At 61.7% G+C, this 21,533-nt stretch carries 18 protein-coding genes; 13 read left to right on the forward strand and 5 right to left on the reverse strand.

Features of this window, described 5'->3' with window-relative positions; all coding sequences use genetic code 11:
* Positions 1-40 precede the first annotated feature (40 nt).
* The gene (gene mutL, locus ACT53S_RS04150; protein WP_476066017.1) at positions 41-1,897 is read right to left on the reverse strand and encodes a DNA mismatch repair endonuclease MutL; all 1,857 of its coding nucleotides are present in this window, start codon (positions 1,895-1,897) and stop codon (positions 41-43) included.
* Between the two features lie 275 nt (positions 1,898-2,172).
* On the opposite strand from mutL, the gene ACT53S_RS04155 reads away from it, so the two are divergent.
* Complete coding sequence (locus tag ACT53S_RS04155) at positions 2,173-3,879, forward strand: response regulator (protein WP_476066018.1); 1,707 nt, start codon at positions 2,173-2,175, stop codon at positions 3,877-3,879.
* Positions 3,880-3,980: 101 nt separating this feature from the next.
* On the forward strand, positions 3,981-5,342 hold the full coding sequence (locus ACT53S_RS04160) for an EAL domain-containing protein (protein WP_113376034.1): 1,362 nt from the start codon (positions 3,981-3,983) through the stop codon (positions 5,340-5,342).
* Between the two features lie 15 nt (positions 5,343-5,357).
* Here the strand turns inward: ACT53S_RS04160 and ACT53S_RS04165 are convergent, their stop codons facing one another.
* A complete protein-coding gene (locus tag ACT53S_RS04165) occupies positions 5,358-6,260 on the reverse strand; it encodes a LysR substrate-binding domain-containing protein (RefSeq protein WP_476066019.1) in 903 nt (300 codons plus the stop codon).
* 89 nt (positions 6,261-6,349) lie between these two features.
* Here ACT53S_RS04165 and ACT53S_RS04170 point away from each other — a divergent pair, with 89 nt between their 5' ends.
* Together ACT53S_RS04170 and ACT53S_RS04175 are read left to right on the forward strand one after the other, a co-directional pair.
* On the forward strand, positions 6,350-7,888 hold the full coding sequence (locus ACT53S_RS04170; RefSeq protein ID WP_476066020.1) for a trimethylamine methyltransferase family protein: 1,539 nt from the start codon (positions 6,350-6,352) through the stop codon (positions 7,886-7,888).
* A gap of 17 nt (positions 7,889-7,905) precedes the next feature.
* Positions 7,906-9,948 carry an oxidoreductase gene (locus ACT53S_RS04175; RefSeq protein ID WP_476066021.1) on the forward strand — a complete coding sequence of 681 codons (2,043 nt, stop codon included), beginning with the start codon at positions 7,906-7,908 and terminating at the stop codon, positions 9,946-9,948.
* Positions 9,949-10,010: 62 nt separating this feature from the next.
* Here ACT53S_RS04175 and ACT53S_RS04180 read toward each other — a convergent pair whose 3' ends face one another.
* Positions 10,011-10,673 carry a PRC-barrel domain-containing protein gene (locus ACT53S_RS04180; protein WP_476066022.1) on the reverse strand — a complete coding sequence of 221 codons (663 nt, stop codon included), beginning with the start codon at positions 10,671-10,673 and terminating at the stop codon, positions 10,011-10,013.
* A gap of 264 nt (positions 10,674-10,937) precedes the next feature.
* A complete protein-coding gene (locus tag ACT53S_RS04185) occupies positions 10,938-11,774 on the reverse strand; it encodes an SMP-30/gluconolactonase/LRE family protein (protein WP_476066632.1) in 837 nt (278 codons plus the stop codon).
* A 391-nt stretch (positions 11,775-12,165) separates the two neighbouring features.
* On the opposite strand from ACT53S_RS04185, the gene ACT53S_RS04190 reads away from it, so the two are divergent.
* The 5 genes from ACT53S_RS04190 (at position 12,166) to ACT53S_RS04210 (ending at position 18,815) form a co-directional block, all read left to right on the forward strand.
* Positions 12,166-12,903, forward strand: coding sequence for a helix-turn-helix transcriptional regulator (locus ACT53S_RS04190; RefSeq protein ID WP_142070487.1), 738 nt, complete (start codon positions 12,166-12,168; stop codon positions 12,901-12,903).
* Positions 12,904-13,273: 370 nt separating this feature from the next.
* Positions 13,274-14,422 (forward strand): iron-sulfur cluster carrier protein ApbC, encoded by a 1,149-nt coding sequence (gene apbC / locus ACT53S_RS04195; RefSeq protein ID WP_476066023.1) that lies wholly within the window; start codon positions 13,274-13,276, stop codon positions 14,420-14,422.
* Between the two features lie 150 nt (positions 14,423-14,572).
* A complete protein-coding gene (locus ACT53S_RS04200; protein ID WP_113376040.1) occupies positions 14,573-15,550 on the forward strand; it encodes a magnesium transporter CorA family protein in 978 nt (325 codons plus the stop codon).
* A gap of 15 nt (positions 15,551-15,565) precedes the next feature.
* Positions 15,566-17,467 carry a potassium transporter Kup gene (locus ACT53S_RS04205; RefSeq protein ID WP_476066024.1) on the forward strand — a complete coding sequence of 634 codons (1,902 nt, stop codon included), beginning with the start codon at positions 15,566-15,568 and terminating at the stop codon, positions 17,465-17,467.
* A gap of 175 nt (positions 17,468-17,642) precedes the next feature.
* Positions 17,643-18,815: a cell wall hydrolase gene (locus ACT53S_RS04210; RefSeq protein WP_476066025.1), complete on the forward strand. Its 1,173-nt coding sequence runs from the start codon at positions 17,643-17,645 to the stop codon at positions 18,813-18,815.
* A 5-nt stretch (positions 18,816-18,820) separates the two neighbouring features.
* Here ACT53S_RS04210 and ACT53S_RS04215 read toward each other — a convergent pair whose 3' ends face one another.
* Positions 18,821-19,015 (reverse strand): hypothetical protein, encoded by a 195-nt coding sequence (locus ACT53S_RS04215; protein WP_476066026.1) that lies wholly within the window; start codon positions 19,013-19,015, stop codon positions 18,821-18,823.
* Positions 19,016-19,391: 376 nt separating this feature from the next.
* On the opposite strand from ACT53S_RS04215, the gene ACT53S_RS04220 reads away from it, so the two are divergent.
* The 4 genes from ACT53S_RS04220 (at position 19,392) to ACT53S_RS04235 (ending at position 21,532) form a co-directional block, all read left to right on the forward strand.
* The gene (locus ACT53S_RS04220) at positions 19,392-19,754 is read left to right on the forward strand and encodes an AtpZ/AtpI family protein (RefSeq protein ID WP_476066027.1); all 363 of its coding nucleotides are present in this window, start codon (positions 19,392-19,394) and stop codon (positions 19,752-19,754) included.
* 56 nt (positions 19,755-19,810) lie between these two features.
* Positions 19,811-20,563 (forward strand): F0F1 ATP synthase subunit A, encoded by a 753-nt coding sequence (locus tag ACT53S_RS04225; RefSeq protein WP_113376088.1) that lies wholly within the window; start codon positions 19,811-19,813, stop codon positions 20,561-20,563.
* A gap of 69 nt (positions 20,564-20,632) precedes the next feature.
* Positions 20,633-20,860, forward strand: coding sequence for a F0F1 ATP synthase subunit C (locus tag ACT53S_RS04230; protein WP_037087706.1), 228 nt, complete (start codon positions 20,633-20,635; stop codon positions 20,858-20,860).
* A gap of 81 nt (positions 20,861-20,941) precedes the next feature.
* Positions 20,942-21,532 (forward strand): F0F1 ATP synthase subunit B, encoded by a 591-nt coding sequence (locus tag ACT53S_RS04235; protein ID WP_113376045.1) that lies wholly within the window; start codon positions 20,942-20,944, stop codon positions 21,530-21,532.
* Position 21,533: the final 1 nt, after the last annotated feature.

Here is a 21,533-nt window from a genome sequence, read left to right on the forward strand (position 1 = left end):
CTCCCCCTCATTTAAAGGGCATTTTCGTTTCGCCCGGAACTCAACTGCGGCCGAACAGGCGCTCTATATCCGAGAGCTTGAGCTCGACATAGGTCGGTCGCCCGTGATTGCACTGGCCCGAGCCAGGTGTCTGTTCCATTTGCCGCAGCAGGGCATTCATCTCCTCGACCCTGAGCTGTCGTCCGGATCGCACCGATCCGTGGCATGCCATGGTCGCTGCGACATGCTCCAGCTTGGCATTCAGCCGGTCGGCCGTGTCCCATTCCGCGATCTCGTCGGCAAGATCGCGCACCAGGCCGGCCGTATCCATCTCCCCCAGCATTGCGGGGGTCTCCCGGACCGCAATGGCACCAGGGCCGAAACGCTCGATGGCAAGACCCAGCTGCTCCAGACCCTCGGCATGGGTCATCAGCCGGTCGCAATCCTCTTCCGGCAGATCGACGATTTCGGGGATCAGCAGCCCCTGCGAGGGAAGCCGGCGCCCGGTCAGGGCCTTGCGCATCTGTTCGAAGACAAGCCGTTCATGCGCGGCATGCTGGTCGACGATCACGAGCCCGTCCGAAGTCTGCGCCACGATGTAATTGGCATGCACCTGTGCGCGGGCGGCGCCGAGCGGATAGCTGGCGATCGTCTCGACCTGGGCGGGTGAGGGGGGCTGGACCGGCTCGCTGCGCGCGGTCGGAACGGAGAGGCTGTCGAAAGCAACCTGCGCCGCCTCGGACAAACCGTTTCGGGCCGGTGCAAAAGCCGAATCAGTCGCCACCGAACCGAAACCGCCGTCGAAACCCGAAGGGGCAATCTGCAAAGGCCTGCTTGGCGATGCCGCCGCCGACCAGCCCTGCGACGCTTGCGGCGAAAATCCGGGACGAAACGCCCGCAGCATGCCGCCGGCCCCCGTCGTCGATGCCCGATCACCCTCCCGCTGCAGGGACTGGCGGATGGCGCCCACGATCAGTCCGCGCACCAGGCCCGGATCGCGGAAGCGCACGTCCGATTTAGCCGGATGCACATTGACGTCGACCAGTGCCGGATCAAGTGTCAGCGAAAGAACGGCGACCGGATATCGCCCCTGCGGGATGGTTTCCGCATAGGCGCCGCGGATGGCCGAGAGGATCTGCTTGTCCTGCACCGGGCGCCCGTTGACGAAGGCGTATTGGTGGGCGGAATTGCCTCTGTTGAAGGTCGGCACGCCGGCAAAGCCGGTGAGCTGCACATCCTCGCGCTCGGCATCGAGTTCGATCGCATTGTCGCGAAAATCCGCACCCAGCACTTGCGCGATGCGCGCCAGATGGTCGTCCCCGGTGGCCGGGAACTCGAGGAGCGACCGGTCCGTGCCCGAAAGCACAAAGCGGATGGCCGGAAAGGCGATCGCCATGCGCTTGACGATCTCGGTAATGGCACCGGCCTCTGCCTTTTCCGTTTTCATAAATTTTAGACGTGCGGGTGTGGCGAAGAACAGGTCGCGCACCTCCACGGTCGTGCCTGGATTGGCAGCAGCAGGGCGCACCTCGCCGACTTTGCCGCCGGTGACCGATATCTCCGCGCCGCTGCCGGCGCCATGCGGCCGACTGGTGATCGTCAGCTTGGCCACGGAGCCTATCGAAGGAAGCGCCTCGCCTCGGAAGCCGAGCGAGCGGATGTCGAACAGCGTGTCGCTGAGCTTCGACGTGCAATGCCGGCGAATGGCGAGCGCAAGGTCGTCCGGTCCCATGCCGCAGCCGTTGTCGATGACGCGCAGCAGCGTCTTGCCGCCGCCGGCGGTCGCCACCTCGATCCGGGTGGCACCCGCGTCGATCGCATTTTCGATCAGTTCCTTGGCAGCGCTGGCGGGACGTTCGATGACCTCGCCGGCGGCAATCTGGTTGATCAGGGTTTCGGAGAGCTGCTTGATGATCATGCCGCCATTTTCCCGGATTCGCGGTCGGCGGGAAAGGCCAAATCGCCCTCTGCTGTGACTGCCCCCATCATTAAGCCGGTTTTAACGGAATGATTCTAGTTTGACCAATGATCTGCGATGCTAGAGCAGGTCTGCGGGCCAGAGGAAGAAGGACACAGCCGGTATGTCCTTTGCAGGGTTCCTCGCCCATCGAACACGACCGGCATGTTCATCGCCTATCTTCAGCAGGAATTCAGGCTTGTCGCATCCGCGGCAATGGTCTCAGAGGCAGCAGTGTGAGCGAGTATCCACCGGCCCCCGGCGACAGAAAGGGACACCAGGGTCCGGATGCGCCATCGCCCGAGGCCTCGCTCGATCTTGCGCTGATGGATGCGGTGTCCGATGCTTTTCAGGCCGCCTTTCTGATCTATGACCGCAACGATGCGCTGATCTTTGCCAGCCGCTCTGTCTCAACCTTTCTGCCCCTGCCACCCCAACATTTCCAACGCGGAAATCGCCTGCGCCACCTGCTCGGCGCAGCCTATGATCTGGGTCTGCGTGCCGGCGAATCCGAGATGGCGGCTCTCAGCCGTGAGGAATGGCTGACCCGCCAGATTGCCGCCCACTGGAAGGAGCGCCACGAGATCCAGGCGACAGAAGACGGCAAACGTTGGATACGCTATTCCAAGCGCCGTCTTCCGTCCGGCTACGGCTTCTGCATCATGACGGACATCAGCGAACAGAAGCGCCGCGAGGAGCAGTGGCGTGCCGATGTCGAGCGGGTGCAACTGACCGAGGAAATTCTCGACAATCTCGCGCACCCGGTTTTCGTCCAGGACCGGAACCTGCAACTCGTGGCTGTCAACAAGGTCTTCTGTTCGGCGCTGTCGATCGGCGCCGACAATGCGCTGGGTGTCGATCTCGGCCGCATCTTCGATGCCGAACTCGCCGCAAATCTTCAGGCGGTCTCGCGTGACGTCATGGAGAGCGGGCTGACCGCCTCCATCACCCAGTCCATGCGGCTTTACGGCGATCCGCCGCGGCCGATCCTCGTGCATGTCCAGCGAGTCGGCAAACCGGGCCGCTACTTCGTGGTCGCAAGCCTCGGGGAGGTTGGGGCAACCGGGGTTGTCCCGGTCGCCGCCACGCCCGCGCCCGAACAGTCCTCGTCTGCTTCCCCCGCACGGCTCGTTCGCGCCGACCGCAGCCTGGCCGGGCGAAAGGCGCTCATCGTCTCCGACGATCGACGCTTCGAGGCGAACGCTCTCGACATTCTCGAACTCCTCGGCCTGGACAGCTGCTGTGTGCGCGGCGAAGAAGAGCTCGACGCCTTTCTTTCGGCTGCCCGGTCGGTTGGCGTGGCCATCGATCTTGCCATCGTCGATGTCAATGCCGACCCGCGATGCCTGGAGATCCTTCAGTCGGCGGAAGTCGATTATGCCAGCCTGGCCGAGACCGACGTTGCCGCCGAACTCGCTTTCATCGTCCTGGAACGTCTGGCAGCGCTGAGGGCCAGGCCGGAGCCGGTCGACGACTGGGAGATCAGCACCGAAAAGGACACGGGGTTCCCGGAGGTCCTAGAACAGCCCGCCATCGCCACCCCGGCAAAATCCTCTCTGGTACTGGTGGCCGAGGACAACGAGATCAACCAGATCGTCTTCTCGCAGATCCTCGAAGGGCTAGGTTATGCCTACCATGTTTGCGACGACGGAGAGGAGGTCGTGCGACTGTGGGCCGAACTCAACCCGGCGGTGATCCTGATGGATGTGACGCTGCCTGGTATCAACGGCTTCGAGGCGGCACGCCGTATCCGCGACGTGGCCGGCGATGGTCCGGAGGCAACCCCGATCATCGGTGTGCTTGCCCAGGCCTTCGACCGTGACCGGGAAGCCTGCTACGCGTCCGGCATGAACGATGTGATCCTGAAGCCGCTGAGCCCTGACGTCGTGGAGCAGGCTCTCACGCGCCTCGTACCCCAGATGGCACGCGCGACGAACGGCTGAAAGGCTCTCCGCTGCTGCCTGCAAGTGTCCGTCGCTATTATTATATTAATGCTTTAGATCCATTATCGCGCCTGTGGAAGGAACCGTAGCAGGAAGAATGAATGGGTCCCGCTGGCACTGCCATTGAGCAGCACAACCAGAAAGAACTGCAGCGCATGGCCTACACCGATCATCTGACCGGATTGGGCAACCGCAACCGCCTTGCAGACAAGATCCGCCAGCTGGCCGCCGATCGCGCCGCCGATCCTGCTCCCTTCACCGTCGGCATCGTCAATCTCGACGGCTTCAAACCGATCAACGACCTTTTCGGCCAGGCATCCGGTGACGAGATTCTCTGCCAGGTCGCCCACCGCCTGAGGGCCTGCGTTCCCGATGGCGCGACGGTCACCCGTCACGACGGCGACGAATTCGCCATCGTCCTGCCGCTGGTCTTCGAGCGCACCGGCGCCGAACGCGCCGGCCAACTGATCAAGGACGTGCTCTCCGCCCCCTACGATCTCGGCGATCGCAACGTCCGCCTTTCCGCCTCGCTCGGCTTTGCCGTCTATCCCTTCGCCGGCGAGGAGTTCGAAGAACTCATGAAGAGCGCCGAGACCGCACTTTATCGCTCCAAGCGTCGCGGCCGCGGCCAGGTCACTGTGTATTCCCGCGAGATCGCCCAGGAAATGAAGCGCGCGACGCAGCTCGAACAGGCGCTGCGCAATGCCATCATCAACGACACCGTTGATGTGCATTTTCAGCCGATCGTTCGGCTTCGCGACAACCGCGTCGTCGGCTTCGAGGCACTCGCCCGCTGGATCGACCCAGATCTCGGTTTCGTCTCTCCCGCCGTCTTCGTGCCGCTCGCCGAAGAGCGCGGCTTCATCGATACCCTGTCGGAAACCCTGTTGCGCAAGGCGGCAGAGGCGACGCTGGCCTGGCCGCGCGATCTCTTCCTGTCGTTCAACCTGTCCTCGGTCCAGCTAATGGACCTGCGCACCTCCCACAACACGTTGTCGATCCTCAACAGCGTCGGCTTCGACCCGCGTCGGCTGGAGATGGAGATCACCGAAACGGCGGTCATGACCTCGGCCGATACCGCTCGACGGATCATCAAGGACCTCAAGGACGCCGGCATCCGCATTTCGCTCGACGACTTCGGCACCGGCCAGTCGAGCCTCGGACGTTTGCGTGATTTCACCTTCGACAAGGTGAAGATCGACCGCGCCTTCGTTTCCGCCATCACCACGGACCGCACCTCCGAGCACATCATCAAGGCCATCATCACCATGTGCGAGGGCCTCGACCTCGAGGTGGTCGCCGAAGGGATCGAGACGGAAGCAGAAGCACAGAAGCTGCGGGAACTCGGCTGCGGCATGGGACAGGGCTATCATTTCGGCCGCCCTGCCGACGCGGCTGCCACGTTGCGCTACCTTGCCGAAAACCATCATGAATTCGCTCTGATCGATCGCGCCTCGGCCTGACCGGGCGAAATTGGATCAGGCCTGTTCGAGCAGCCAGTTGCGCACGCGTGTGGCCGCGCCGCTAAGTTCGCGCGAACGCGGCCAGACGACATGAAAGGCAAGCTCCGTGCGTAGCGCATGGCCGCCGACTTCCACCAATTGACCCTGCGCCACCAGCTGCCGCACGAGATGGGTCCAACCGAGCGCAATCCCCTGGCCGGCCAGCACCGCCTGGATCACCAGGACGTAGTCGTTGATCGCCAGCCGCCGGCTGGCCGGCTTGTAGTCAATACCGGCCGAGGCAAACCATTCGGGCCAGCTGCAGGCCTGACGCACCGGTTCTTCCAGCCAGATCAGTGGATGGCGGGTGAGGGCCGCCGGGGTCTCGGGCATGCCGTGTGCCTCGACGAAAGCGGGGCTTGCCACGGCTGTGATGACCTCGGGCGCCAGCAGTGCCGAGTGGTAATGCGGCCAGTCCTCAGCCTTGCCGCCGCGCACCCCGAGCGGAATGGCCTCTTCCTCAAGGTCAAGATCCCGGACGCTGGTCTGGATGCGCAAATCGATATCCGGCAGGTCCTCACGTAGGGCGGTAAGGCGTGGTAGCATCCACATCGAGGCAAAAGCGGTGGAGGCGGCAAGCGTGACATTCACCTCGCGGCCCTTGCTTCGAATGTCCTCCGCCGCGCGGCCGATGCGCGACAGCCCGGCCGAAACATCCGCGTGAAAGCGCTCGCCGACCTCCGTCAGCCGGGCGGCCCGATGCTGGCGCTCGAAGAGCGCGACCCCGAGCTGCTGTTCCAGCCCGCGGATGGCATAGGAAACCGCCACCTGCGACATGCCGAGTTCGCTCGCGGCCCGGGTGAAATTCTCGTGCCGTCCAGCCGCCTCGAAGACGATGAGCGCATTGGCCGACGGGATCAGGTGGCGATAGGTTGTCATAAGGTCAGCTTATTGCATCGCGAGGAATTTTCCAGCGTCACAGGCAATTAGTGCTGCTTTACCCTGCGATAAAAGCGAGGGCAGGGCAGATGGACACAGTGACGGAAGCAGCAGGCGGCAGGCGAAGCAGACCCGCGCGGCGCAGCACAGGATCGCAGTTCGCGTTGAAGGTTCCTTTCATCCGCCGCAACATCCCGACCTACGATATTCTCTCGGAGGAGAACCTTCTCCGCATCGAGGCCGTGGCCGACCGAATTCTCGCTGAGATCGGCATCGAATTCCGCGACGACCCCGCAGCGCTCGACCTCTGGCGCAAGGCGGGTGCCGAAATCGAGGGTCTGCGCGTGCGCTTTCCCAAGGGCATGCTGCGCGAAATCCTCGCCTCGGCGCCCTCTACCTTCACCCAATATGCCCGCAACCCCGCGAACAATGTGGAGATCGGCGGCAATGCGGTCGTCTTCTCACCGGCCTATGGCTCGCCCTTCGTCATGGACCTCGACAAGGGGCGCCGCTACGGCACCATTGAGGACTTCCGCAATCTCATCAAGCTCGCCCAGTCCTCGCCCTGGCTGCACCATTCCGGCGGCACGATCTGCGAACCGGTCGACGTGCCCGTCAACAAGCGCCACCTCGACATGGTCTACAGCCACATCAAATATTCCGACCGCGCCTTCATGGGGTCGGTGACGGCGGAGGAGCGTGCCGAGGAATCGATCGAGATGGCCCGCATCCTGTTCGGTGCCGATTTCGTCGACCAGAACTGCGTCATCCTCGGCAACGTCAACGTCAACTCGCCGCTCGTCTGGGACGGCACCATGACAAAGGCCTTGCGCGCCTATGCCCGTGCCAACCAGGCGGCGGTTATCGTTCCCTTCATTCTCGGCGGCGCCATGGGCCCGGTCACCAGTGCTGGCGCTATCGCCCAGTCGCTGGCCGAAACCATGGCCGGCTGTGCGCTGACTCAGCTGGAGCGCAAGGGCGCGCCGGTCATATTCGGCAACTTCCTCTCCTCCATGTCACTCCGCTCCGGCTCCCCAACCTTCGGCACGCCTGAACCGGCGATCGGTTCCATGGTGGTCGGCCAGCTTGCGCGCCGGCTGAAGCTGCCGCTGCGCTGTGCCGGCAATTTTTCCAATTCCAAGCTGCCGGATGCCCAGGCCATGCAGGAAGGCGTCATGTCGATGATGTCGGCCGTGCATTGCGGCGCCAATTTCATCCTGCATTCGGCCGGCTTCGTCGATGGCCTGCTCGCCATGTCCTACGAGAAATTCGTGATGGACACGGACTTCTGCGGCGCGCTGCATTCCTATCTCGCCGGTGTCGTCGTCGATGACAACACGCTCGCGATGGACGCCTTCGAGGAAGTCGGTCCCGGCAGCCATTTTCTGGGCTCCGCCCACACCATGCGCAACTACCAGACCGCCTTCTGGGACTCGGCCTTGTCGGACAACGAGCCCTTCGAGAAATGGTCGGAAGCGGGCTCCACGGATATGGCGACGCGCGCCAATGCAAAATGGAAGAAGACGCTCGCCGAATACGAAGCGCCGCCTTTGGACATCGCCATCGACGAGGCGCTTCAGGATTATGTTGAGCGAACGAAGCGCGCCAAGCCGGATGCCTGGTACTGAATAGGACGCAATGACGCATGACTGAAAGCCGGGATCCGCTCCTCCAGCCCTTCCAGCTGAAACATCTGACCCTTAAGAACCGCATCATGTCGACGGCGCACGAACCGGCCTACTCAGAAGCCGGCATGCCGACGGAGCGTTACCGGCTCTACCATGTCGAAAAGGCGAAGGGCGGCATCGCGCTTACGATGACGGCGGGTTCTGCCAGCGTCAGTCGCGACAGCCCGCCCGCCTTCGGCAACCTGCTCGCTTGGAAGGACGAGATCGTCCCGCATCTGAAGCGTCTGACCGACGACTGTCACGAGCACGGCTGCGCCGTGATGATCCAGCTCACCCATCTCGGCCGCCGTACCAATTGGAACAAGGGCGATTGGCTGCCGGTCCTCGCCCCGTCTCCGATCCGGGAGCCGGCGCATCGCCACTTCCCCAAGGAAATCGAGGATTGGGACATCGAGCGCATCGTCGCCGACTATGCGACCGCTGCCGCCCGCATGCAGGAAGCCGGTCTCGATGGCATCGAATTCGAAGCTTATGGGCACCTGATGGACAGCTTCTGGTCGCCGGCCACCAACCGGCGTGACGATGAGTTCGGCGGTTCGCTCGACAACCGCATGCGCTTCTCTAATCTTGTGATCGATGCCGTCCGCAAGGCCGTTGGCTCCGACTTCATCGTCGGCATTCGCATGGTTGCCGACGAGGACTGGGACAAAGGCCTCTCCCGCGACGAGGGCGTCGAGATCGCCAAGCGTTTCGCATCCGGCGGCAAGATCGATTTCCTCAACATTATCAGGGGCCATATCGAGCACGATGCGTCGCTGAACGACGTCATCCCGATCCAGGGCATGGCGGCCTCGCCGCATCTCGATTTCGCCGGTGATGTTCGCGCGGCCACGAAGTTCCCGGTTTTCCACGCCGCCCGCATCGCCGATGTCGCGACCGCCCGCCATGCGATTGCCGAAGGCAAACTCGACATGGTCGGCATGACCCGCGCCCACATTGCCGACCCGCACATCGTCAGAAAGATCATCGAGGGCCGCGAAGCCGAGATCCGTCCCTGCGTCGGTGCCACCTACTGTCTGGACCGCATCTACGAAGGCGGCGAAGCGCTCTGCATCCACAATGCCGCGACGAGCCGCGAGGCGCTGATCCCCCATGACCTTCCGAAAGCCGAGACGTCTCGCAAGGCTGTGGTCGTGGGCGCCGGACCGGCCGGGCTGGAAGCCGCTCGGGTGCTGGCTGAACGTGGTCACATGGTCGACGTTCTGGAAGCCTCTGGCAAGGCCGGCGGTCAGGTCAACCTCATGACCCGCAATCCCCGGCGCAAAGAGATGGTCGGCATCGTCGACTGGCGTCTCGCCGAGCTCGACCGTCTCGGTGTCACCATCCACTATGACACCTATGCCGGCGCAGATGATGTGCTCGCCTTCGAACCGGATCTCGTGGTGATTGCGACCGGCGGCATCGCCCAGTCGCCGGAACTGGAAGCGGGTGAGGATCTGGTGGTGTCGAGCTGGGATATCCTTGCCGGAGCCGTGAAGCCGGAAGGCCCGGTGCTCTTGTTCGACGACAATGGCGGCCACCAGGGCATGAGCGCCGCGGAAGTGATCGCCACTGCCGGCGCAGACCTAGAGGTTGTCTCCCCGGAGCGGTTCTTCGCGCCCGAAATGGGCGGCATGAATCATGTGCCTTATGCGAAAACCTTTGCGGAGAAGAATGTTCGCGTCACGATTAATTCAAGGCTGACGGGTGTTCGCCGGGAGGGCAACGGTTTCGTGGCCACGCTCGGCTCCGACTTTTCGGATGTCCGGGTCGAACGACGCGTCGCGCAGGTGGTGGTGGAACATGGCACGATGGCCAATGCGGACCTCTATCTCGAGCTGAAGCCGCTATCGCGAAACCGCGGAACGGTGGATTATGCAGCACTCATCGCCCGGCGAAATCCGCTGCCGGTGAAGGATGAAGCCGCGAGTTTCGACCTCTTTCGCATCGGTGACGCCGTGGAAAGCCGCAACATCCACGCGGCGATCTATGACGCCTTGCGCTATTGCAGTCTGCTCTGACCGCAACGCGAAAAGGCGACGCCGAAGCGCCGCCTTTCACACCTTTGAGCTGATGGCTCAGATTAGTTCTTGGTCGACGACGTGGTCGTGTCGTCTGCCGGCATGCCGGTGCCCGTCGTGCCCTCGGTCGTGGCAGCAGTGTTGGCGTCCGAAGCCTGGTCTTCCAGAGTGCGGAATTCCGGCGCATTGCGGAGGCTGTCGGCCGTTTCCGTGGTGGTCAGACGGATATCAGCATCCGCTGCCTGTTCTGTCGAGGTCTGGCCTTCACCGCCTTCGCGGGTGATGGTGATCTTGTCGAACGGAATGGCGACATTCTTTTCGCCGATACCGAGGAAGCCACCCACGCCGACGACTGCAGCGACAACGCCGCCGTCATTCTGCACCAGCAGGTCGTTGATGTCACCGATCGACTGGTTGTCGGCCGTGTAGATGGCCTGGCCCATGAAGTCGTTGACGCTGATCTGGTTTTCAGCCTGTTCAGTCAGATAAGTGGCCGAACCGGAGGCGCTGGTGCCTGCATCGGCAGTGTTCGGAGCCATCGTGCCCGTTGCACCGGTTGCGTCGGTCGCGCCGCCAGTGGCGTCAGGCGATACGGGAGCAGTGCCGGTTGCGGCCGGAGGCGTCGTGGTGGTCGTGCCCGTGGCGTCCTGGGCGAAAGCGACCGGGGCCATGGCGGTGGAGCCGAGCAGCACGGCTGCGGCGATCGTCGTAAGGGTCTTTTTCATGGTGGACCTACCTTTCCTCTGAGATGGTCTTGCGACTGACGCTGCCTTTGGGCAGGTGCCCCTGGGCTGCGTCGGTTCGGGAGGAAAATGTCTGGCGGTCGTCTTCGTTCCCCGGTTTATTTTTGATCATCCATGGGAACAATTGCGGTGTTCGAAGGTTCGACCGCGCCTTGTCGAAGCAGGCTCGAAGAACAGCGGAAGGAACCTAAGAAAACCGGGAAAGTGTACCGGTGCGCCGGTTGGACGCACCGGATGTCGATGCCATCAAAGCTTGAAGAAGGGCTCCGGCTTGCCTTTGACCGCCACGCCAAGCTCGAAGAGCTTGCCGGCATGCACATCTTCAGCCCGTTCGCGATCGGTCAAACCTTCCCAGCAGGACGTCACCGCGAGGCGGTCGAAGCCAGCGCCGAAGAAGGCGGGGCAGGTTGGGCGGCGTGTCGGGATTTCGTAACGGGCGATCTGCCGGCCGTCCGGCGCGTAGCGGTCTACAGCGCCACCATCCCAGTTGGAGTTCCAGATGGTGCCATCCAGATCGACCACAGATCCGTCGATCACCCCGTTACGGGCGGACTGGTCGATGAACACGCTCGGTGCCCCTGTCGGCATGCCGGTTGCTGGATTCAGGTCCACGCGCATCATGTGGTTGACCTTCGAATCGTTGAAATAGCCCACAGCGCCGTCCGGCGAGAAGCAGATGCCGTTCGGAATGCTGACCGCCTCGAACAGCTTCGTCACCTGCGTTCCCGCCACATGATAGATGGCCCCCGCGCCGGTATCGGCCGTTTTGCTCATCGTTCCGATCCACAGCGCGCCGCTCGGATGAACGCGCCCGTCATTCGACCGGTTCTGCGGCTTGTCCTCGATTGCGGCGTAGGCTGAGAGCCGGCCGGACGAGCGCTCGCGCAGGAAAAGCCCCTGGTCTGAAGCGATCAACTGCCGGTTCTCGTCGATCACGGCGAGCACGCTGCCGAGGAAGGGAAGCGCGTGTTTGACGACAGCGCCCGTCTCTACGGTCAACTCGCACAGCGTCTTGCCCAGAATGTCGAACCAGAAGAGCGAGCCGGACAGAGGGTCGTAGGTCGGGCCTTCTCCCAGTTCCATCTGGTCAGCCACCAACACCTTACCCTTGAAGCTTTCGGTCTGGATCACGTCATTCTCCTCGTTGTCTTTGCGGACCTGTCGGCATTTCACTGATTTGCGACAGGGGTTTACGGTAAAATACACAGGGTCTCTGGACCCTCTGGCGGTTAGAAGTCTATGGTCTGCTACCTAATGGGGTTGAGATTCGCGTGGAAGCTCACTTCTGTTCTCCCTGGGTATTCTTCCATATCGTGTCGAATTGCCCAAGGAATGGGGTTGGCGCAAATGGCTTAAATCGTGGATGATGCCGCCGTCTCTCGAACAACCTCAGGTTTGGAAAACAGTTGACGTATTCATCGACCAAGTTTGGATTTCTCGTGACGGCGAATCCGGCCGCGAAGAAAACGCTCCCATGACAGATCTGGATCCGCCCGCAGTTGAACGCATCGAAGGCCTGGTGACCGAGGTCAAGTCCTTCAAGACCCAATTCGATGTGTTTCGCTTCATGAAGCGGGCCACGGAGATGTTCGGCTCGCGCTGCTTCATGGTGCTCAACATGCCTGGCTCGACAGCAAGGGATCTGAGCAGCAGTTCGATCATCACCAACTGGCCTTCCGATCTCCTCAGCGAGTTTGACCAGGTTTCCCTTCTCTCCGATAGCCCTGTTCTCGCCCATCTGCGTCGCGCCTCAATCCCCTTTCGCTACGATATGGACGACACCAGCTTCGTCAGGGATCCGCGCTCGACGGAAGTGGCAAAAACCCTGTTTTGCCGCTTTCGGATGAACCGCGGGGCCTATTTCCCCGTCCATGATGCAAGCGGCGCGCGCGGTGCGGTTGCTTTCAACGGCGACCGCGAACCCTTTACAACGACGGAGATGATGGAACTGACCTACCTGTCGGTCCATGTCTTCAACCGGCTGGCGGAAATCCGGGAGATGGATAGCCGCAACAGCGATATGCTGACCGAACGAGAGCTGGACTGCCTGAACTGGACGGCTGCCGGCAAAACCAGTGTCGAAATCGCAGAGATCCTGACGCTGTCCGAACATACCATCAATCACTATCTCAACCGCGCGACCAAGAAGCTCGATGCGGTCAACCGCACCCAGGCGGTGGCCAAAGCGCTGCGCCTCGGCCTGATCAAGTAAAGCCTGACCCTGTCGCTTTTTTGGGCGCATCTTTTGCGGAAGCCTAGTTTGCTGGCAGCTGCGCGCCCTGTTTACCGGTCATTTGCCCTGATTCTCTCCTAATCCGGGGGCTGTATGCACCCTTTTCGGATTGGCACGCTTCCTGCATTTTATCAGACAGTCCAGAGGGGACGCTGCAAGCCGCCCGGCAAGGGTGCTGCAAGGACAAGCCGCCGCAGGGTGCTCATCCCCCTGCCGGCGGCTTTCCTTTTTGCGCGATCCCTGTTCAGCCGAAAATCTGTCGCAGGGTGTCCGCCGCATTAGCGGTTGGCGAAGCCGCGGCTCTCCAGTATTGGTGCCGCAGCACTGGTGAAGCCGAAAGAGGATAGTGATGGTCGAATTGACGCGCGATGTGGTTCTGGAAGCACTCGGCCGCGTTCGTGGCCCGGATCTCGATCGCAGCATCGTTGAGCTGAAGATGGTTTCAGACATCTTCATCTCCGATGGCAAGGTCTATTTCTCGATCAACGTACCGGCGGAGCGCGCCCAGGAGCTCGAGCCTCTGCGTCAGGCGGCAGAGCGAACCGTGAAGGCACTTCCGGGCGTCAAGGGTGCTGTCGTCAGCCTCACCGCCGAACGCAAGCAGGGTTCGGCACCACCGCCGCCGCGCCCGTCCGCAGCGGCCCCCGCCCATTCCCACGGTCATGCCCCGGCGCCGTCCGGCCCGCAGCGCTCGAAGGCAGGCGTTCCCGGCATCGAAGCGATTATCGCGGTCGCATCCGGCAAGGGCGGAGTTGGTAAGTCGACGACGGCTGTTAACCTGGCTCTGGCGCTCAAGGCCAATGGTCTGCGCGTCGGCATTCTCGACGCCGATGTCTACGGCCCGTCGATGCCGCGTCTTCTCGGCATCACCGGTCGCCCTCAGCAGATCGAGAACCGCATTATCGTTCCCATGGAGAATTTCGGCATCAAGGTGATGTCCATGGGTTTCCTGGTCGACGAGGGGACCGCCATGATCTGGCGCGGCCCCATGGTGCAGTCTGCTCTGATGCAGATGCTGCGCGAAGTTGCCTGGGGCGATCTCGACGTTCTCGTGGTCGATATGCCGCCTGGTACCGGCGACGCCCAGCTGACCATGGCGCAGCAGGTGCCCCTCTCGGGTGCGGTCATCGTATCCACGCCGCAGGATCTGGCCCTGATCGATGCCCGCAAGGGCCTCAACATGTTCAACAAGGTTGAGGTTCCGGTGCTCGGCATCGTCGAAAACATGAGCTATTTCATCGCGCCGGATACGGGCAATCGCTACGACATCTTCGGGCATGGCGGCGCGCGGGCCGAAGCCGAAAAGATCGGCGTGCCCTTCCTTGGCGAGGTGCCGCTCACCATCTCGATCCGCGAACATTCCGACGACGGCACGCCCATCGTGGTCGCAGAGCCGGAGGGGCCGCAGGCCAACGTGTATCGATCCATCGCTGAGAAGGTTTGGGCCGAGGTGAAGGCGCGCTCCGGTCGGGCAGCGCCCACGATCGTATTCGAATAGGACCCGAAAAGTGGCGGGGATGTGACGTTTTTGCGCAGCAGCTGTGCAAAGACTGCATTTCCGCCGTCATGATTCGTCTTGGCTTTCTCTGCGGACTGTGATTGTGTCCGCCCACAGTCATCCGAGGCGTGCGATGAGAGCGACCTGTCCTTGATCAGGGCCTATAGAACAGACGGAAGTGCCGTAACATTCGGCCCCGACTCTGCCAGAAACCAAATTACTTCCGACATCATCTGGATCGACCTCGTCAGCCCGAGCGTCGAAGAGGAACATGCTGTCGAGCAGGCGATCGGCATACCGCTGCCGACGCGCGAGGAGCTGAAGGATATTGAGCCTTCCAGCCGGCTCTATGTCGAGAATGAAGCGGTCTATATGACGGCGTCGTTGATCTACAAGGCTGACACGGCCCTGCCGCAACTCACCGACATCGCCTTCATCCTGCACGACAATCGGTTGATCACCATCCGTTATGCCGAGCCGAAATCGTTCGCCCTGTTCAGCGCGAGCCTGCTCAGGCTGAATGACCAGTGCAAGTCCGGAGCAACCTTGCTCGGCAGTCTGCTGGAAACGGTCGCCGATCGCACGGCCGAAATTCTCGAAACGCTGGCTGCTCGCCTTGATAGCCTGTCAGTATCCGTCTTTGTCGATCGCAAGACGGCCAAGCGACGCCCGCCTCGTTTTCTGGAAGACAAGCTTCTCGACATTGCCGCGCACCACCAACTGGTCAGCAAGGTGCGCGATAGCCTGGTATCCCTGTCCCGACTGGTGACCTTCCTCAGTTCCCAGTCGGTTGTCCGCTCGGACGCGCTTGCAGCCGAACTCTGCAGCATTGTCGCCCGCGACATCCAGTCGCTGGGCGAGCATGCGGCATTTGTCGGCAACAACATTACATTCATGCTCGACGCCTCGCTTGGCCTGATCAGCGTCGAGCAGAACGCCATCATCAAGATCTTTTCGATTGCATCGGTCGTCTTCCTGCCGCCGACGCTCGTCGCCTCGATCTATGGCATGAACTTCCGCCTGATGCCGGAGCTCGAATGGGGCTTCGGTTATCCCATGGCGCTCGTCGCCATGCTGATATCGGCAGTGATACCCTTCTTGTTTTTCCGTTGGAAAGGCTGGCTCTGACGAGCCTGTAGTCTCATGCAACACAGCGATAACCAGTCCGCGACTGGCCCCAAGGATGTGCGCAGCCTGTTCTTGCTCGCGGTCGGCTCCGTCGGCGTCGTCTACGGCGATATCGGCACCAGCCCCCTTTACGCCTTTCGCGAGGCATTGAAACCAATCGGCGCCGACGGCATCACTCACGTCGAGATCATCGGCCTCATTTCACTGATGATCTGGGCTCTGACCATCATCGTGACCTTGAAATACGTTCTTTTCCTGCTGCGCGCCGACAATGACGGGGAGGGCGGCACGCTCTCTCTTCTCGCACTGCTGTCGAAGACCGCCAACGGGCATGGCAAGATTCTGATGGTGCTCGGTTTGATCGGAGCGGCACTGTTTCTGGGCGATTCCATGATCACGCCGGCTCTGTCCGTCCTTTCCGCCGTGGAAGGCCTGAAGCTCGTGGCGCCGAGCATGGCGGAGTTCATTCTGCCCATTTCGATCGCCATCCTCGTCGGTCTGTTTGCCGTGCAGTCCCGGGGCACCGGGGCCGTCGCACGGTTTTTCGGTCCCATTACGGCCCTGTGGTTCCTGGTGATGGCAGCCGGGGGCATCATTCACATCTTTGACGATCCGGCCATCTTCGCAGCTTTCAATCCTTGGTATGCGATCAGCTTCTTGCTGCGCGAAGGATTTCTTGGCGTCATCGTCCTTGGTGCTGTCTTCCTGACGGTTACCGGTGCGGAGGCCCTTTATGCAGACCTTGGGCATTTCGGCCGGCGTCCAATCCAATGGGCATGGTTCGTGCTGGTCTTTCCGGCTTTGGTCCTCAACTATCTGGGCCAGGGCGCGCTGGTGCTCCACAACCCGGAGGCCGCTTCCGATCCCTTCTTTCTGATGTTCCCCTCCTGGGCACTCCTACCGATCGTCATCCTCGCCACATTTGCGACCATCATCGCCAGTCAGGCCGTCATTACCGGCGCCTTCTCTCTCGTGCGCCAGGCAATCCATCTCGGCTTCCTGCCGCGCATGCAGATCCTCTTCACCTCTGAGACGCAGACCGGCCAGATCTATCTGCCGTCCGTCAACACGCTGCTGCTCATCGGGGTCGTGGCCCTGGTTCTGCTCTTCGAAAGTTCCGAGGCGCTTGCCACCGCCTACGGCATCTCGGTAACAGGTGCGATGGTTGTCACGACGATTATGGCGTTCGAGTTCGTTCGCAAGAAGTGGAACTGGAGCTTGCCGCTGGCTGTGGCCGTGCTCACTCCCTTGCTCGTTCTGGAGATTGTCTTCCTCGGCGCGAACCTCCTCAAGATCCATGATGGCGGCTATGTGCCCGTGCTCTTTGCGGCCGGTTTCACCATCGTCATGTGGACCTGGCGTCGCGGCACCGCGATCATCTTCCAGAAGACCCGACGCGACGATATTCCCCTGGAATCCTTCATCGGCATGATCGAGAAGAAAGGGGATCACGGCCCTGCCTGTGTGACCGGGACCGCCATCTTCCTGACCAGCGATCCCACGCGGGCGCCGGCCGCCCTCATGCACAATCTGAAACACAACCACGTCATCCACGAGCGCAACATCATCCTGACCATCCGCACGCTCGGCCGCCCGCGCGTTGCGGAGGACCAGCGTTTCGAGGTCGAGGAACTGTCGGAACGCTTTTCTCGCGTCGAAATTCGTTTTGGTTTCATGGAGACGCAAAACGTGTCGAAGACATTGGCAAGCCTGCGCCGCGGGGGACTGAAGTTCGATATCATGTCGACGTCCTTCTATCTCGGTCGTCGCAAGCTGGTGCCGGGCAATGCCATGGGCATGCCACACTGGCAGGACCGGCTCTACATCGCGCTGGCCGATCTCGCCGCCGACCCCTCCGATTACTTCCGCCTGCCGGCGAACCGTGTGGTGGAATTGGGGTCCCACGTGATCATCTGACCCCCTGGTCTGATAGACTGCAGCACAAAAGCCGTCGGGATGCCCGGCGGCTTTTTGCGTGTGCACGCTTCCGTTTCGAAGCGTCGTTGCGAGGCGTTAACCATCCATCAAGGTTAACGAGAGATAGTTTGCTAATGTAGTTCCCGTCGCTTCCGCGTAGTGTTGGAGTCTGGCCTTGCGTCTCTCGTCCCGTCCTTCGAAGAAGGTCCTGTCCCGTTTGGAGACCTGGACCTCTCCCCTGGTGTTCGGCCTCGCATCCTGGCTGATCTTCCCAACCGTCGCCGCCCAGGCCGATATGGCGGGTATGCTGGCAGGCCTCGATCGCGGCGCCAGCAATTGGCGTATGGTGCTCACGGCCTCGCCGGCAGGGTCCATTCATGAAGCGAGCCTCTCATTCCCCGGGGAGCAGTCCGATAGCCTGCAGGCCGGTGCCGGCCTCGTCCTCCCTGACGGCCGCCGCATCGCATTCGACGGTGGCAAGGCCGATCCGGATGCCTTGCCTGACGAAATGCGCGTGACCCGTGACTTGAAGAAGGGCAGGGTGGTTGCCGTCGAGCCGATGCTGCCGCCACGCGCTTTTTCCGCCGGTTCCATCCTGCAACGGACCAGCTTCCTCTTTGATCCGAAGGTCAATACGCCTGCCGCTTTCACTCAGAAGGACGGCAAGACGAAACCGGTCGAACTCGCGAGCTTCTACTTCAAGCGTGAGACCCCCGCGGTTGATCCCACGCTCCCGGCAATGATCGCCGATCTCGTGACCAATACCACGCCGGATGTGCTGGCCACCGCCTATGCGCCGCCCGCACCGGATTACGCCAGCGTCTCGCCATTCGATTCGATCCTGACGAACAAGGACGAGAACGCCGGGCGTTTCGTGCCAGAGATCGGTCCGCAGGATCACGCCTGGGCTGCGACGCCCCTGCCAGCAGGTGTCTTCTCGGCGAAGGAGCAGAAATGCCTCGCCGAAGGCATTTATTTTGAGGCGCGCGGAGAATCCGTGAAGGGCCAGGCCGCCGTCGCACAGGTCATCCTCAACCGCGTCCGCAATCCACACTATCCGGATACCATCTGCGGCGTCGTCTATCAGAACGAAGACTGGCGCAACCGCTGCCAGTTTTCCTTCGCCTGTGATCGGATCCCCGATATCGTCACCTCACCGCGCCACTGGAAGATCGCGAAGGAAATTGCCATGGCGGTCACCGCCGGCAAGATCTGGTTCAAGGATGTCGGCTCGGCAACCCATTACCACGCCACCTATGTGCGCCCGGCCTGGGGCCCGACGATGAAACGGGTGGAGAAAATCGGCAAGCACATCTTCTACCGCACCTATGGCGGCGGCTGGAGCTGACGCCATCAGCGCAGCCGGTCGAGCCATCCGCTGAGCAGGGGGACGACCAGGAACGATGCCAGATAAAGGGACGGGGCCGCGATAAGGATCGGGATCAGCGGACCGAGGTTGCTCTCGGGCCAATAGGTCCAGCCGATATATGTGCCGATCCACCAGCCTGCCAAAAGTGCCAGCAGGATGCGTGTCACGAACCGTATCATGAAATCGTCCTCCGCATCCGGGCCTCGACGACATCCATTTAGCATACTTCGCTGTCGGTCGGCATGCCACGGGTTCGGACCCGGCGGGCTCCGACTTCCCTCTGGCCGGATGCGGGGGATTCTCGCCCTGTGCCGCGGCCAAGTGACACGATTTGCCACTTGTCATCCGACGGGAAACGCCCCATTACACTTAAGTCTATGATTTTTCGGGGTTAATTTGTGGTGTAACTTGCCCCTTCTATGCCTTGACTATATGGGGCCTCAAAATTATGGTGCGGCCGACTTCAAAGCGGGCCAGAAGGGTATGTCTCCGGCCGTTTCTGCATTCAATTCGGGCGCAAACGGCCCATCGAAGACGGAGCGGACGTAGAGGATCATGACGGATAACCGGGAAGAAGGTCTGGACGAACGTCGTCGACGACTGGCCGCCGAACTCGCACAGCGAGGCGTCGCGGACAAGGCTGAGGAACGGGACGAGATCCGCGCCGAAGAAACCCGAAAGGGTTACGGAATGGCGATGAAGATCTCGAGCGAGTTCATCTCGGCCGTGATCGTCGGTGCGATCCTGGGCTATCTTTTCGACCACTTTGTGGGCACGTCTCCCTGGGGCATGATCGTCATGCTTCTCCTGGGTTTTTGTGCCGGTGTGTTGAACGTCTTGCGCACGGTCGGAATGGTGGCGACGCCAAATCCCGTCGAGCGAAAGATGGATTTGGAAAACAAGGGCAAGGACCGCTAGTCGGTCCGCGCCGGAAGAGAATGCCCGCTCCGGCGGCAAAAGCGAAAGAGCAGAACGTGTCGAACGATCCTACTCATCAGTTCCTGGTTCAGAAGATTGTGCCGATCGAAATCGGCGGAGTTGATCTTTCGTTTACCAATGCATCGCTGTTCATGGTTGCCACTGTAGCCGCAGCCGCAGGTTTCCTCTACTTCTCCACCTCCAATCGCGGCTTGATCCCGACGCGCATGCAGTCGGTCGCCGAGATGTCCTACGAATTCATTGCCTCCATGCTGCGCGAAGGCGCCGGAAGCCACGGGATGAAGTTCTTCCCGATGGTCTTCTCGCTCTTCATGTTCGTTCTGACGGCGAACCTGCTCGGTATGGTGCCCTACTTCTTCACCATTACCAGCCAGATCATCGTAACCTTTGCCCTCGCGCTCTTTGTGATCGGCACGGTTCTCGTCTATGGCTTCTACAAGCACGGCCTTCACTTCCTCAAGGTCTTCGTGCCGAGCGGTGTTCCCGGCGCGCTCCTGCCGCTGGTTGTCGCGATCGAAGTGATCTCGTTCCTCTCGCGTCCGATTTCGCTCTCCGTGCGTCTCTTCGCCAACATGCTGGCTGGACACATCACGCTCAAGGTTTTCGCAGGCTTCGTAACCTCGCTCAGCGCGCTCGGTGCGCTCGGCGTTGGTGGCGCTATCCTGCCCCTCCTCATGACCGTCGCCCTGACGGGTCTCGAGTTCCTCGTCGCCTTCCTCCAGGCCTATGTTTTTGCGGTGCTGACTTGCATGTACCTCAATGACGCAATACACCCCGGCGGGCACTAAGGATCACCGACATCGGCGCCTCTCGCGCCAGTCAATAGCCGCAAACAACCATCTCGAAGGAGTTCATTCATGGAAGCGGAAGCAGCAAAGTTCATCGGCGCAGGTCTGGCTTGCTTTGGCATGGCCGGCACGGCTCTCGGCCTCGGCAACATCTTCGGCAGCTACCTGTCGGGCGCCCTGCGCAACCCGTCTGCCGCTGACAGCCAGTTCGGCCGTCTGGTATTCGGCTTCGCCGTTACGGAAGCTCTGGGCATCTTCTCGCTGCTCGTAGCTCTCCTTCTCCTGTTCGTCGTCTAATAGCGACTACAGTCTGGGATCACGGCGCGCCAAACCGGCAGCCGTGATCTCGCGCATTTGAGCCTACACCTGGAGGTGAGCATGTTTGTGACCCCCGCCTTTGCTGAGGAAGTCCCGGCAGAAGGCCAGCTTCACACGGAAACCGGCGTTGCCCATGACGAAGGTCACGGCAAGGCAGTATTCGGACCGTTCGATACCAGCACCTTTGCATCGCAGCTTCTGTGGTTGGTCATCACGTTCGGCCTCTTCTACATGCTCATGCAGAAGGTCATCGTCCCGCGCGTCGGCAGCATCCTTGAGACGCGCCACGACCGCATTGCGCAGGATCTCGACGAGGCCGCCCGGCTCAAGTCCGAGGCCGATGCCGCCATTGAAACATACGAGCGCGAACTGAGCGCAGCCAAGGCGAAAGCCGGCCAGATCGCTTCCGTCGCCCGCGATGAAGCCAAGGCAAAGGCTGATGCAGAGCGCGCCAAGGTCGAAGCCGACCTGAACGCCAAGATCGCCGCCGCCGAAACGCGGATCGCCGAGATCAAGGCCAAGGCATTCGCCGAAGTCGACACCATTGCCATCGATACTGTCGGGTCGATCGTCGAAGAACTGATTGGTTCCAAGGCAACCGCCGCCGACATCAAGGCCGCCGTCTCCGGCGTCGCCAAGCAGGGAGCGTGAC

The sequence above is a fragment of the Allorhizobium sp. DMC15 genome (genome assembly GCF_056314065.1).